The following is a 13,554-nucleotide window of genomic DNA, read 5'->3' on the forward strand; positions in this document are numbered from 1 at the left end:
GTTTACTACCGACAAGCGATTGACGAAAATTATTCTTGGCAATAGGAGCTGTTTTCGTCGACCGCTTTTTGGTTGTTATAAGCGTTTAACGCCGTTGTAGCTCAGGGGTAGAGCACTTCCTTGGTAAGGAAGAGGTCAGGGGTTCAAATCCCCTCAACGGCTCATTGTAATGAAAAAAGGTAGTTCTTACAGGTAGGAGTCCGATGAATTTTGGAAAAGAGTAAGGAGGGCCCTTATTGAGAGGGCATATTGACTTTTCCAGGCAATAGATCAGCAATAAGTAATAAAATTAGTAATTAATTCAAATTCTAAGCGTACATACAACATGGCAAAAGAGACGTTTGACCGCTCAAAACCGCACGTGAATATTGGTACTATCGGGCACGTTGACCACGGTAAAACTACCCTGACGGCTGCGATCACAACCGTATTGGCAGATAAAGGTTATGCACAAAAGCGTGACTTCTCGTCGATTGACAACGCTCCCGAAGAGAAAGAGCGTGGTATTACAATCAACACTTCGCACGTAGAATACCAAACTGCCAACCGCCACTACGCACACGTTGACTGTCCAGGTCACGCTGACTATGTAAAAAACATGGTTACGGGTGCTGCCCAGATGGACGGAGCAATTATTGTAGTAGCCGCTACGGATGGTCCTATGCCGCAAACGCGTGAGCACATTCTGCTGGCCCGTCAGGTAGGGGTACCTCAGCTGGTAGTATTCATGAATAAAGTGGACATGGTGGATGATCCTGAGCTTCTTGAGCTCGTGGAAATGGAAATCCGTGAACTATTGAGCTTCTATGAATTTGACGGCGATAACATTCCTGTAATCCAAGGCTCAGCGTTGGGTGCTTTGAATGGCGAAGCAAAATGGGTTAAAACCGTAGAGGATCTGATGGATGCTGTCGATAGCTTCATCCCCATTCCTCCTCGTATGACCGAGCTTCCGTTCCTGATGCCTGTAGAAGACGTATTCTCGATCACGGGTCGTGGTACGGTAGCAACGGGTCGTATCGAGCGTGGCGTAATCAACTCCGGTGAGCCGGTTGAAATCCTGGGAATGGGTGCTGAGAACCTCAAATCTGTAGTAACAGGGGTTGAGATGTTCCGTAAAATCCTTGACCGTGGTGAAGCTGGTGACAACGTAGGTCTGCTACTCCGTGGTATTGATAAGGAAGATATCCGCCGCGGTATGGTAATCTGTAAGCCTGGTTCCGTGAAGCCCCACGCTCACTTCAAAGCAGAGGTGTACGTACTTTCCAAAGAAGAAGGAGGCCGTCACACGCCTTTCTTTAACAAGTACCGCCCTCAGTTCTACTTCCGTACCACGGATGTAACGGGTGAAATTAGCCTTCCTGCCAACGTTGAAATGGTTATGCCTGGTGATAACATCACTATTGAGGTAAAACTGATCAACAAGATTGCCATGGAAAAAGGTCTACGTTTCGCTATCCGTGAAGGTGGACGTACCGTGGGTGCCGGTCAGGTAACGGAAATTCTTGACTAACAGCAAAAGGCAATACAAAAACAAGTGCATTTCTTAAGGGAATGCACTTGTTTTTTATAGAAAATCAGTATCTTTGCAGCCCGAAAGAACGATTTACTAAAAATACGGGTGTAGTTCAAGGGTAGAATAGCGGTCTCCAAAACCGTTGATGGGAGTTCGAATCTCTCCACCCGTGCTCAGTGTTAAAAAAGAAAATGGAAAAATTCATCTCATTTTTAAAGGCTTCCTGGGAAGAGATTACCCAGCACGTAACGTGGCCGCCTTTTAGCGAGCTCCAGTCCAATACAACGCTGGTTTTGGTAGGCTCCCTTATTTTTGCCTTTGTTGTAGGTGCGATGGATTTTGTTTTCGAAAACGCACTCAACCTATTTTATCAGACTTTCTAAGGTACCTATTCGGGTATCCGAAACCCCCAGAATGGCATGAGTGGTGTTAATTGGTATGTACTTAGAGCGGTATCCGGTCAGGAAAAGAAGATCAAGACCTACATTGAGAACGAGATAGTTCGTCAAAAGCTCGATGAGTATGTTCCTCAAATTCTGATTCCTGCGGAAAAGGTATATGAAATGCGCAACGGAAAGAAGCGCGTTCGGGAGAAAAACTTTTTTCCTGGCTACATCATCATATCTGCCGACCTATCCAAAGGAGAAGTACTACACATTATTACTAGTATTCCTGGTGTTATTGGCTTTTTAGGAAATTCCGAAGGAAATTCAAAAGTACCCGTTCCATTGCGCCAGTCGGAAATCAACCGGATTCTGGGCCGGGTAGATGAAGCTGCGCAGGAAGAAGAAACGCCTAGCATGTCCTTCCTAAAAGGAGAGAGTGTAAAGGTAGTAGATGGCCCCTTCAGTGGCTTTATTGGCACCGTAGAGGAGGTATTTGACGAGAAGAAAAAACTCAATGTAGTTGTAAAAATATTCGGGCGCAGTACCCCCGTTGAACTCAGTTACGCACAAGTAGAAAAGGAAAGTTGAGGGTGTGAACGGGCAGGAGTGCTTCCCCCTGCAAGTGAGCCGTTACTATCATCATCTAACCGACAACAACCAAAACAATGGCAAAAGAAATAACTGGATACGTTAAACTCCAAGTGAAGGGTGGCCAGGCCAATCCTTCGCCCCCCATTGGTCCTGCATTAGGTTCCAAGGGTTTGAATATCATGGAGTTTTGCAAGCAGTTTAATGGGCGTACCCAAGACAAAATGGGTATGGTTCTGCCGGTAGTTATTACGTATTACAAAGACAAGTCATTTGACTTTGTTATTAAAACCCCTCCCGCTGCCATCTTATTAATGGAAGCATCTAAGGTAAAGAAAGGTTCAGCACAGCCGAACCGTACCAAAGTGGGGTCTGTCTCATGGGATCAGGTTCGTCAGATCGCTGAAACCAAAATGCCGGACCTGAACTGCTTTACCGTAGATTCGGCTATGAAAATGATAGCGGGTACGGCTCGTAGTATGGGTATTACCGTTGCTGGCAAAGCCCCGTGGGAAGAAAACAACTGAGTGTAGTTAAGACTACACCTAAGAAACAAAGAACATGGGAAAATTGACGAAAAAGAGAAAAGAGGCTCTTTCGAAATTTGACGCTACGCAGGCGTATTCCCTGCAACAGGCTGCTGACGTTCTGAAAACGGTCTCGAATACCAAATTTGATTCATCCGTAGATATTGACGTTCGTTTGGGCGTGGATCCTCGGAAAGCTGATCAAATGGTACGCGGGGTAGTTACCTTACCACATGGTACAGGGAAGGAAGTAAGAGTACTGGTGCTGTGTACGCCTGATAAAGAAGCGGAAGCGAAAGAGGCCGGCGCCGATTATGCGGGCCTGGACGAGTTCATTCAAAAGATTGAACAGGGCTGGACGGACATCGACGTAATTATCACGATGCCGAGTGTAATGGCCAAAGTAGGTAAGCTGGGTAAAATCCTCGGTCCTCGGGGACTAATGCCTAACCCTAAGTCGGGTACGGTTACCACCGATGTTGCCAAAGCGGTAAAAGAAGTAAAAGCTGGTAAAATTGATTTCAAAGTAGACAAATTTGGGATCATCCACACGAGTGTGGGCAAAGTTTCCTTCGAATCCGATAAACTGGTACAGAATGCTCAGGAAGTGATCAATACGTTGGTCCGTCTGAAGCCTTCATCAGCCAAAGGTACGTATGTAAAGAGCATTCACTTATCAAGCACGATGAGCCCGAGTGTGTCTATTGACAAAAACACGATTACTGGAATATAACATGACACGGGAAGAGAAAGAAGTTATAATAGATGAACTGAGTCAAAAGTTCTCTACGACCCCTTACTTCTTCATTACAAGTGCCGCTGGCATGTCTGTAAGTGAAGTAAATCAGCTCCGTCGTCAATGTTTTGACCGTGGCGTGGAATATCGCGTTGTTAAGAATACGCTTATTAAAAAAGCCCTCGAGACACTCGATACCGACTACACTCCCTTCGAGAGCGAAGTACTGAAAGGATTTTCGGGTATTATGTTTCATCCGGAGTCAGGGAAAGTACCAGCTCAGCTGATTAAGGAGTTTCGTAAAAAAGCGGGTAACGATAAGCTTAAGTTCAAAGGTGCTTCGGTTGATTACTCGCTCTTTATTGGGGAGAGTCAGCTAGAAACGCTGATCTCGCTCAAATCGAAGGACGAAATGATCGGGGAGATCATTGGCTTGCTACAATCTCCCGCCAAAAATGTTCTTTCTGCCCTGCAAAGTGGTGGTAATAAACTGGCCGGCATTCTTAAAACATTGTCCGAGAAGGAGTCCTAATCGAACGAAGGTACCCGTTGAAGGTGGCTGCCAATGGGACTAACTTTAAAGCCAAAAGATAAAAATTCAACTTTTGTACAATCACTTAATCAAGAATAAAAAATGGCAGATTTGAAAGCTTTCGCAGAGCAGCTTGTTAACCTGACGGTTAAAGAAGTGAACGAATTGGCTGCAATTCTGAAAGACGAATACGGTATTGAGCCCGCGGCTGCTGGTGCAGTGATGGTAGCAGGTCCTGCTGCTGGCGGAGATGCTCCTGTTGCTGAAGAGCAAACGTCTTTCGATGTTATCCTTAAAGCGGCAGGCGCCAGCAAACTAGCAGTAGTTAAACTGGTAAAAGACCTTACCGGACTTGGCCTGAAAGAAGCTAAAGAATTAGTAGATGGCGCACCCAAGCCTATCAAAGAAGGTGTAGCTAAGGATGAAGCCGATGCGCTTAAAAAGCAATTGGAAGAGGCAGGTGCTGAGGTAGAAGTAAAATAATTCTTTGCCTTATCTGTCTTGACAGAACGGGAATGGGCCTGGCTAACGTCAGGTCTTTTCCTGTTTTGGAACTTATCTACAGGAAATAAACTTATTTGTACCAGACGGTGTTATACCAGTCTGACTATAAGCGGTACATTTAATCTTTATGCTAAATCCGCTGATAAGAACAACAGCAAACTCTACTCTGTGTTTTTCCCATTTCTTCACAAATACATTTGGAAATATAGCCCGAAACACTTCTTTACTCGTAGGCAAGAAGAAAAGGGGCTTGTTTCTGTATTGAATCTACGAGGCGTTCGTTGGCGGTTTTACACTAATTAGTGCGTTTGTGCGTTACCACGTATTGTACCAACGCTCCGTTTTTTGTTCTATTAACCCAAAACAATTTAGCCTTGGCTACCAAAACAACTCTCAGAAAAAATTTCTCAAGGATTAACCCAGTTATCGATTATCCTGATCTACTGGGTATCCAAGTACAGTCTTTCCGAGACTTTTTTAGTCTGGATACCTCTGCCGAAAATAGGTCGGGGGAAGGACTTTACAAAGTTTTCGCCGAAAACTTTCCCATTGCCGACTCTCGTGACAATTTTGTACTTGAATTTGTCGACTACCTTCTTGAGCCACCTAAATACTCCGTTGATGAGTCGATTGACCGGGGTTTAACGTATGCTGTTCCGCTGAAAGCAAAGCTACGTTTAATCTGTAACGATCCTGATCACGAGGAGTTTGAAACCATCGAGCAGGAGGTATTTCTAGGAAATATTCCGTACATGACCGATAAGGGTTCGTTTGTTATTAACGGAGCTGAACGCGTCATTGTTTCGCAGCTACACCGCTCACCAGGGGTGTTCTTCTCGATGAGCAAGCATACAAACGGATCTAAGCTTTATTCGGCCCGGATTATCCCTTTCAAAGGTTCCTGGATTGAATTCTCGACCGATGTCAATAATGTCATGTATGCATACATCGACCGGAAAAAGAAATTTCCGGTTACGACCCTACTTCGTGCCATTGGCTTTGGTTCTGATAAAGATATTTTGGACCTGTTTGGCTTATCGGAAGAGATCTCGGCTACCCCGGCTAACTTGAAGAAAGCCGTAGGGCGCCGCTTGGCCGCTCGGGTACTGCGTACCTGGACTGAAGACTTTGTGGACGAAGACACGGGTGAAGTTGTGTCTATTCAACGTAACGAAGTACTTTTAGAGCGTGACTCCGTTATTACTACGGATGATATACAGATTATTGTAGAATCAGGCCAAAAGTCAGTTATTCTTCATAAAGAAGATATGAACGTTGCTGACTATAACATTATCTACAATACGCTACAAAAAGACAGCTCTAACTCCGACAAAGAAGCGGTTGAGCAGATCTACCGTCAGCTACGTAACGCCGAAGCGCCGGATGAGCAAACCGCTCGTGAAGTCATTCAAAGCTTGTTCTTTAGTGATAAGCGCTATGATTTGGGTGATGTAGGACGTTACCGGATCAATAAGAAGCTGGGATCCGATACCAGCCTGGATGTACGGGTACTTACTACGGGCGATATTGTTTCCATTGTAAAGTACCTTATTGGACTTATTAATGCCAAAGCCGTAGTAGATGATATTGATCACCTGTCTAATCGGCGGGTACGTACCGTTGGTGAGCAGTTGTACGCGCAGTTTGGAGTAGGCTTGGCCCGGATGGCTCGTACCATTAAAGAGCGAATGAATGTGCGCGATAACGAGGACTTTAAGCCGGTAGATTTGATCAACGCTCGTACGTTGTCGTCGGTTATCAACTCGTTTTTTGGTACGAATCAGCTCTCGCAATTCATGGACCAGACGAACCCGCTGGCCGAAATTACCCACAAACGACGTATGTCGGCACTGGGTCCGGGAGGGCTATCCCGCGAGCGGGCCGGATTTGAGGTACGTGACGTACACTATACCCACTACGGGCGCTTGTGTACCATTGAAACGCCGGAAGGACCTAACATTGGTTTGATTTCTTCCCTTTGTGTGTTTGCCAAGGTCAACGGAATGGGCTTTATCGAAACTCCCTACCGGATTATTGACAACAACGGCAAACTAACTAAAGAGATTATTTATATGACGGCGGAGGAAGAAGACTCCAAGTACATTGCCCAAGCGAATGCTTCGGTTGATACAGGAGGAAACTTCACCGTTGATAAAATTAAGACTCGTTTTGAGGGAGATTTCCCCATGGTTGATCCGGCTCAGGCTTCCTTTATGGACATTGCCGCCAACCAGATTGTATCCGTAGCGGCCTCGCTGATTCCTTTCCTGGAACATGATGATGCCAACCGGGCGCTGATGGGCTCCAACATGCAACGGCAGGCCGTTCCTTTATTGCGTCCCCAGGCTCCCATCGTTGGAACCGGCTTGGAACAACGCGTAGCCATGGATTCCCGGGCGCTGGTAGTAGCGGAAGGAGACGGAGTGATTGACTACGTAGATGCTTCTAAAATTATAGTACGCTACGAACGTACCGATGAAGATCGCTTGGTAAGCTTCGATGACGACTGCATTTCGTATGATCTGGTGAAGTTTCGTCGAACCAACCAAGATACCTGCTTAAACCTGCAACCGATGGTCCTTAAAGGACAAAAGGTAAAGAAAGGCGAAGCACTGTGCCAGGGATATGGTACCGAAGGCGGCGAACTGGCCCTGGGCCGAAACATGATGGTCGCTTTCATGCCCTGGCAGGGATACAATTTTGAAGATGCCATTGTTATTTCGGAAAAAGTAGTTCGGGAAGACATTTTCACGTCCATTCACATTGAGGAGTTTGAGCTTGAAGTACGTGATACCAAGCGCGGAGAAGAAGAGCTAACGGCTGAAATTCCGAACGTAAGTGAAGAAACGGTCCGTAATCTGGATGAAAACGGTATTGTACGAATCGGAACCGAAGTGAAGGAAGGCGATATCCTGATCGGTAAGATTACGCCGAAAGGAGAATCAGATCCTACACCAGAAGAAAAACTTCTGCGAGCTATTTTTGGTGATAAAGCGGGTGATGTAAAAGACGCCTCCAAGAAAGCACCTCCCTCCATGAAGGGAGTTGTGATTGATACCAAGCTATTCTCGCGGCCAACCAAAGAAGAGCGGGCTAAGCATAAAGATGAGCTGAAGACCCTACTAAAAAGGTACGGTCGGGACTTGACGATGCTACGCGACCGGATTATCGATAAATTGGTAGAGTTGTTGGATGGCAAAACGAGCAAAGGAGTTAAGCATAAGTTTGGCGATGAGCTGGTTAGCAAGGGTGTTAAATTTAACCGTCGCAATATCAGCGAAAATCTATTCCCCGCTGCTAACCCTTACCGGGATGAAAGCCAGTATTCCGTTCCTGAAGAAGTAAACCTGATTGGGGATGTTCTTACGGATGCCTGGACAGACGATGATCACCTGAATCGGCTGGTTTCTAGGGCGGTACGTAATTACTTAAATCGTCGCAGTGAAGTAATGGGGCGTTTTAAACGCGATCGCTTTGCCCTGGAAGTAGGTGATGAACTACCGGCGGGAATCGTCAAGCTGGCCAAAGTATACATAGCCAAGAAGCGGAAGCTGAAGGTAGGAGATAAAATGGCTGGCCGCCACGGAAATAAAGGGGTCGTAGCCCGGATTGTGCGGGATGAAGACATGCCCTTCCTGGAAGATGGAACGCCGGTTGACATTGTGTTGAACCCTCTAGGGGTACCTTCGCGGATGAACATTGGTCAGATTTACGAGACCATTTTGGCTTGGGCCGGTCTGAAATTAGGCCGTCGCTACGCTACGCCTATCTTTGACGGAGCTACCGAAGCCGAAGTAGAAGCCGAGTTGAAAGAAGCCGGGCTACCCGATTGGGGGCGTACCTACCTCTACAATGGTTTATCAGGTGAGCAGTTTGACCAACCCGTGACAGTAGGGCTTATCTACATGATGAAGCTGGGCCACTTGGTCGATGACAAAATGCATGCGCGGTCCATCGGTCCCTACTCGCTCATTACGCAGCAGCCACTAGGGGGTAAAGCCCAGTTTGGGGGACAGCGTTTTGGCGAGATGGAAGTGTGGGCGCTTGAAGCTTTCGGAGCCTCGCACATTCTGCAGGAAATCCTGACCGTAAAATCCGATGACGTAGTAGGTCGTGCCAAAGCCTACGAAGCGATCGTGAAAGGGGAAAACCTGCCGAAACCCAATATCCCGGAATCATTCAACGTATTGGTGCACGAACTACGTGGACTGGCGCTGGAAATTACGCTGGATTAAAAGTATAATCAATGGTCCGGGAGAGGTTAGCACTACTTCCGAACTATTAATACCAGGGACTATTGACTCACCGAAATAAAGATCAACAATATGTCTTTTAAAAAGAATAAAAAGTTAAACAGTGATTTTCAGAGCATTACCATTAGCTTGGCATCGCCGGAGTCGATCCTCGAAAGCTCCTACGGTGAGGTAACGCAACCTGAAACCATCAACTACCGGACCTATAAGCCGGAAATGGGTGGCTTGTTCTGCGAACGGATTTTCGGTCCGGTAAAGGACTGGGAATGCCACTGTGGTAAGTACAAACGTATCCGCTACAAAGGAATCATCTGCGATCGTTGTGGTGTAGAAGTGACCGAGAAAAAAGTACGTCGTGAGCGCATGGGCCATATTGAGCTCGTAGTGCCCGTGGCACACATCTGGTATTTCAGGAGCCTACCCAATAAAATTGGGTACCTGCTGGGCTTATCGACCAAGAAACTGGATCAAATTATCTACTACGAGCGGTATGCCGTAGTGCAGGCCGGGGTGAAGGCTGAAGATGGTGTGAGCTACATGGATTTCCTAACGGAAGACGAGTACCTGGATATCATTGACAAGCTTCCGCGCGAAAACCAACTCTTGCCGGATATTGATCCGAACAAGTTTATTGCCAAAATGGGAGCCGAAGCCCTCGAGATGCTACTTAATCGTATCAATCTGGACGAGCTTTCCTATGAACTGCGCCACCAGGCGGCTACCGATACGTCGCAGCAGCGCAAGGCGGAAGCTCTGAAACGTTTGAAAGTGGTAGAAGCCTTTCGGGATGCAAATACACGCGTAGAAAACCGTCCCGAATGGATGGTGATCAAGATGGTCCCCGTTATTCCACCGGAGCTTCGCCCGTTGGTACCCCTGGACGGTGGGCGTTTTGCTACTTCCGATCTGAACGATTTGTATCGCCGCGTTATCATTCGGAACAACCGTCTGAAGCGTTTGATCGAAATAAAAGCACCTGAGGTTATTCTTCGTAACGAAAAGCGGATGCTTCAGGAAGCGGTAGATTCTCTCTTTGACAACAGCCGTAAAGTAAACGCGGTACGTTCAGAAGGAAATCGGGCGCTGAAATCCCTTTCGGATATGCTGAAAGGAAAGCAGGGACGGTTCCGGCAGAACTTGCTCGGTAAGCGGGTCGATTACTCGGGCCGTTCGGTGATTGTGGTAGGTCCTGAGCTGAAGCTACACGAGTGTGGCTTGCCTAAGGACATGGCAGCCGAGCTTTTCAAGCCGTTTATTATCCGCAAGCTCATCGAGCGCGGTATCGTAAAAACCGTAAAATCGGCTAAGAAAATCGTAGATCGGAAAGACCCGGTAATCTGGGATATTCTGGAGAACGTACTCAAAGGGCACCCCGTGCTGCTCAACCGGGCTCCTACGCTGCACCGTTTGGGTATCCAGGCATTCCAGCCTAAGCTTATCGAAGGGAAAGCTATTCAGCTGCACCCACTCGTTTGTACGGCCTTTAATGCTGACTTTGACGGTGACCAAATGGCCGTTCACGTACCCCTGGGACAAGAAGCCGTGCTGGAAGCGTCGCTGTTGATGATTTCCTCGCACAACATTCTGAACCCGGCCAATGGAGCACCCATTACGGTCCCTTCGCAAGACATGGTACTTGGCTTGTACTACGTAACCAAAGGGCGCGTCAGCACGCCAGGCTATCCTATTTTGGGAGAAGGTATGACGTTCTACGGGCCCGATGAAGTGATCGTGGCTATCAATGAAGGACGCGTATCCAAGCACGCCAACATCAAATGCCGCGTACGGCTTCGGAAAGAGGACGGTACTTTTGAAACAAAATTGATTGATACCGTAGCTGGTCGGATTCTGTTCAACCAGTACGTACCCGAAGAGGTAGGTTATATCAATGAGCTGCTCACGAAAAAGAAATTGCAGCAGATTATTGGGCAGGTATTTAAAATGGCAGGAGTCTCACGTACGGCTCACTTCCTGGACGACATCAAGGAGCTTGGCTTCCAGATGGCCTTCCGGGGTGGATTGTCCATTGGACTAAACGACGTCATGGTACCGGCCGAAAAAGAGCAGCTGATCGAAACGGCTAAGAAAGACGTAGAGGCTGTTTGGAACAACTACCTCATGGGACTCATCACCGAGAACGAGCGCTATAACCAGGTGATTGATATCTGGACCCGCGTGAATTCCCGCATTACCGAAACGCTGATGAAGCAACTCGAAGCGGATCAGGGTGGGTTTAACTCCATCTATATGATGATGCACTCCGGAGCGCGTGGTTCCAGGGAGCAAATCCGGCAGCTGGGTGGAATGCGTGGTTTGATGGCTAAGCCTCAGAAAAACCTGGCCGGTGGCGCAGGGGAGATCATCGAGAACCCGATTCTTTCTAACTTTAAAGAAGGACTTGATGTACTTGAGTACTTTATCTCCACCCACGGTGCCCGGAAAGGTCTGGCGGATACGGCCCTTAAGACCGCGGATGCGGGTTACCTGACGCGTCGTTTGCATGACGTAGCACAGGATGTAGTCGTGGTAGAAGAAGATTGCGAAACCCTGAGGGGTATTCAAATATCGGCCCTTAAAGACAACGAGGACATCGTGGAGCCGCTCTCGGAGCGTATCCTGGGCCGCGTGAGCGTGCACGATATTTTTGATCCTTTATCGAACGAGCTGATCGTGGAATCGGGAGGTGAAATCACCGAAGAGATCGCCAACCAGATCGACGAAACCAGCATCGATACCGTAGAGATTCGCTCGGTACTTACCTGCGAAACCCGCAATGGCGTTTGTGCCAAATGCTACGGACGTAGCCTGGCCACGGGGCAAATGGTGAATGACGGAGAAGCCGTGGGTGTTATTGCCTCGCAATCCATCGGAGAGCCGGGTACTCAGCTGACGCTACGTACTTTCCACGTTGGGGGTACTGCTTCCAACATTGCCGTAGAGGCTAACATCAAGGCCAAATTCGAAGGCGTAATTCAGTTTGAAGATTTGCGTCTGGTGGTCTCGACCAACGCCGAGGGAGATCCGGTGACGGTGGTGATGGGTCGCTCGGGTGAAGTGAAGATTGTCCATCCCGAAACGAAGCAACTACTCATTTCCAACAACGTACCTTACGGTGCGCACCTGATCGTGAAGGAGGGAGACAAGGTATTCAAAGGTCAAGAGCTTTGTAGCTGGGATCCATACAATGCCGTTATCCTTTCTGAATTTGATGGTTCGGCGGAGTTCGATGCCATCGAAGAAGGCGTTACCTACCGCGAAGAGTTTGATGAGCAAACGGGCTTCCAGGAGGCCGTGATCATCGAGACCCGGGACAAAACGAAAAACCCGGCCGTGGTGGTAAGAGGAAAAAGTACCCTACTGAAAGACCAAACGGAAAAATCGTATAACCTACCCGTAGGAGCTCGTTTGGTAGTTAAGAACGGCGTGAAGGTAAGGGCCGGACAGCCGCTGGCTAAAATCCCGCGCGTGGTTGGTAAAACCCGCGATATTACGGGAGGTCTGCCTCGGGTAACGGAGCTTTTCGAAGCCCGTAATCCTTCTAACCCCGCTACGGTGAGTGAAATCGACGGAGTAGTTAGCTACGGTGGGGTGAAACGCGGTAACCGCGAGATCCTGATCGAGTCACGCGATGGTACCCAACGCCGCTACATGGTAGCACTCTCGAAGCACATCCTGGTGCAGGACGGCGACTTTGTGAAGGCCGGTGATCCGCTTTCAGATGGAGCCATCACGCCCGCAGATATTCTCTCTATCAAAGGGCCTACCGCCGTGCAAGAGTACTTGGTGAACGAGATTCAGGAAGTCTACCGCCTGCAAGGGGTGAAGATCAACGATAAGCATATTGAGTGTATCGTGCGCCAGATGATGCAGAAAGTAGAAATTCTGGATGCGGGCGACACCAACTTTCTCGAAATGCAACCCGTAGATCGCTGGGTATTCCGGGAAGAAAATGACAAGATTCTGGACATGAAAGTGGTGGAAGAATCGGGTGATTCGGAATCCCTTAAGCCCGGTATGATTGTGTCGGTACGCCGCCTGCGGGACGAGAATTCCAGCCTGAAACGCCGCGACCTCAAGCTCGTGAAAGCACGGGATGCCCAAGCGGCCGTAGCCAAGCCTACGCTGATGGGGATTACCCAGGCCTCCCTGGGTACCGAAAGCTTCGTGTCCGCGGCTTCCTTCCAGGAAACCACCAAGGTACTTAGCGAAGCCGCCGTCCGCGGTAAGCGCGATGAACTCAACGGTCTGAAAGAGAACGTGATCGTAGGTCACCTCATTCCGGCCGGAACGGGTATGCGCCGCTACAACAACCTCCTGGTAGGTTCTAAGGATGAATTTGATGCTTTGGTAGAATCGCGCGAAAAATCAGCCCGCAAAAAACGCGAGCTAGCCTGATCGAAAACCAAAAGCATTTCCAATAGGCAAAAATAAAAAGCCAGCCTCGGAAACGGGGTTGGCTTTTTTTAATAGTAAATTGGGGCTTTAAATGGATACAATACCTTTACTCCTATC

General features: G+C 48.1%; 9 protein-coding genes and 2 tRNA genes. All 11 read left to right on the top strand.

Annotated features, from left to right (window positions below; all coding sequences use genetic code 11):
• Positions 1–90 precede the first annotated feature (90 nt).
• The 11 genes from HNQ92_RS14620 (at position 91) to rpoC (ending at position 13,437) form a co-directional block, all read left to right on the top strand.
• A tRNA-Thr gene (locus HNQ92_RS14620) sits at positions 91–162 on the top strand.
• 163 nt (positions 163–325) lie between these two features.
• Positions 326–1,513, top strand: a complete 1,188-nt coding sequence (gene tuf / locus HNQ92_RS14625; RefSeq protein ID WP_184174795.1) for an elongation factor Tu — start codon at positions 326–328, stop codon at positions 1,511–1,513.
• A gap of 104 nt (positions 1,514–1,617) precedes the next feature.
• Positions 1,618–1,688: transfer RNA gene (locus HNQ92_RS14630), tRNA-Trp, on the top strand.
• A gap of 19 nt (positions 1,689–1,707) precedes the next feature.
• Positions 1,708–1,899 (top strand): preprotein translocase subunit SecE, encoded by a 192-nt coding sequence (gene secE / locus HNQ92_RS14635; protein ID WP_184174796.1) that lies wholly within the window; start codon positions 1,708–1,710, stop codon positions 1,897–1,899.
• Between the two features lie 36 nt (positions 1,900–1,935).
• Positions 1,936–2,490 (top strand): transcription termination/antitermination protein NusG, encoded by a 555-nt coding sequence (gene nusG / locus HNQ92_RS14640; protein WP_184174797.1) that lies wholly within the window; start codon positions 1,936–1,938, stop codon positions 2,488–2,490.
• A 77-nt stretch (positions 2,491–2,567) separates the two neighbouring features.
• Positions 2,568–3,017, top strand: coding sequence for a 50S ribosomal protein L11 (gene rplK, locus HNQ92_RS14645; protein WP_184174798.1), 450 nt, complete (start codon positions 2,568–2,570; stop codon positions 3,015–3,017).
• 34 nt (positions 3,018–3,051) lie between these two features.
• Positions 3,052–3,750 (top strand): 50S ribosomal protein L1, encoded by a 699-nt coding sequence (gene rplA / locus HNQ92_RS14650; RefSeq protein WP_184174799.1) that lies wholly within the window; start codon positions 3,052–3,054, stop codon positions 3,748–3,750.
• A 1-nt stretch (position 3,751) separates the two neighbouring features.
• Positions 3,752–4,285, top strand: a complete 534-nt coding sequence (rplJ, locus tag HNQ92_RS14655) for a 50S ribosomal protein L10 (RefSeq protein ID WP_184174800.1) — start codon at positions 3,752–3,754, stop codon at positions 4,283–4,285.
• Positions 4,286–4,387: 102 nt separating this feature from the next.
• Positions 4,388–4,768, top strand: coding sequence for a 50S ribosomal protein L7/L12 (gene rplL / locus HNQ92_RS14660; RefSeq protein ID WP_184174801.1), 381 nt, complete (start codon positions 4,388–4,390; stop codon positions 4,766–4,768).
• Positions 4,769–5,163: 395 nt separating this feature from the next.
• The gene (gene rpoB, locus HNQ92_RS14665; protein WP_184174802.1) at positions 5,164–9,024 is read left to right on the top strand and encodes a DNA-directed RNA polymerase subunit beta; all 3,861 of its coding nucleotides are present in this window, start codon (positions 5,164–5,166) and stop codon (positions 9,022–9,024) included.
• Positions 9,025–9,114: 90 nt separating this feature from the next.
• Complete coding sequence (gene rpoC, locus HNQ92_RS14670; RefSeq protein ID WP_184174803.1) at positions 9,115–13,437, top strand: DNA-directed RNA polymerase subunit beta'; 4,323 nt, start codon at positions 9,115–9,117, stop codon at positions 13,435–13,437.
• Positions 13,438–13,554 lie beyond the last annotated feature (117 nt).

This window comes from Rhabdobacter roseus (assembly GCF_014202275.1).
In the GTDB taxonomy this organism is placed as follows: Bacteria; Bacteroidota; Bacteroidia; order Cytophagales; family Spirosomataceae; genus Rhabdobacter; species Rhabdobacter roseus.

Excerpts from the sequence above, each read along its gene's own strand:
- rplJ (WP_184174800.1), top strand. The coding sequence starts at position 3,752 with ATGACACGGGAAGAGAAAGAAGTTATAATAGATGAACTGAGTCAAAAG.
- rplA (WP_184174799.1), top strand. The coding sequence starts at position 3,052 with ATGGGAAAATTGACGAAAAAGAGAAAAGAGGCTCTTTCGAAATTTGAC.
- nusG (WP_184174797.1), top strand. The coding sequence starts at position 1,936 with ATGAGTGGTGTTAATTGGTATGTACTTAGAGCGGTATCCGGTCAGGAA.
- tuf (WP_184174795.1), top strand. The coding sequence starts at position 326 with ATGGCAAAAGAGACGTTTGACCGCTCAAAACCGCACGTGAATATTGGT.
- rplK (WP_184174798.1), top strand. The coding sequence starts at position 2,568 with ATGGCAAAAGAAATAACTGGATACGTTAAACTCCAAGTGAAGGGTGGC.
- rpoC (WP_184174803.1), top strand. The coding sequence starts at position 9,115 with ATGTCTTTTAAAAAGAATAAAAAGTTAAACAGTGATTTTCAGAGCATT.
- secE (WP_184174796.1), top strand. The coding sequence starts at position 1,708 with ATGGAAAAATTCATCTCATTTTTAAAGGCTTCCTGGGAAGAGATTACC.
- rplL (WP_184174801.1), top strand. The coding sequence starts at position 4,388 with ATGGCAGATTTGAAAGCTTTCGCAGAGCAGCTTGTTAACCTGACGGTT.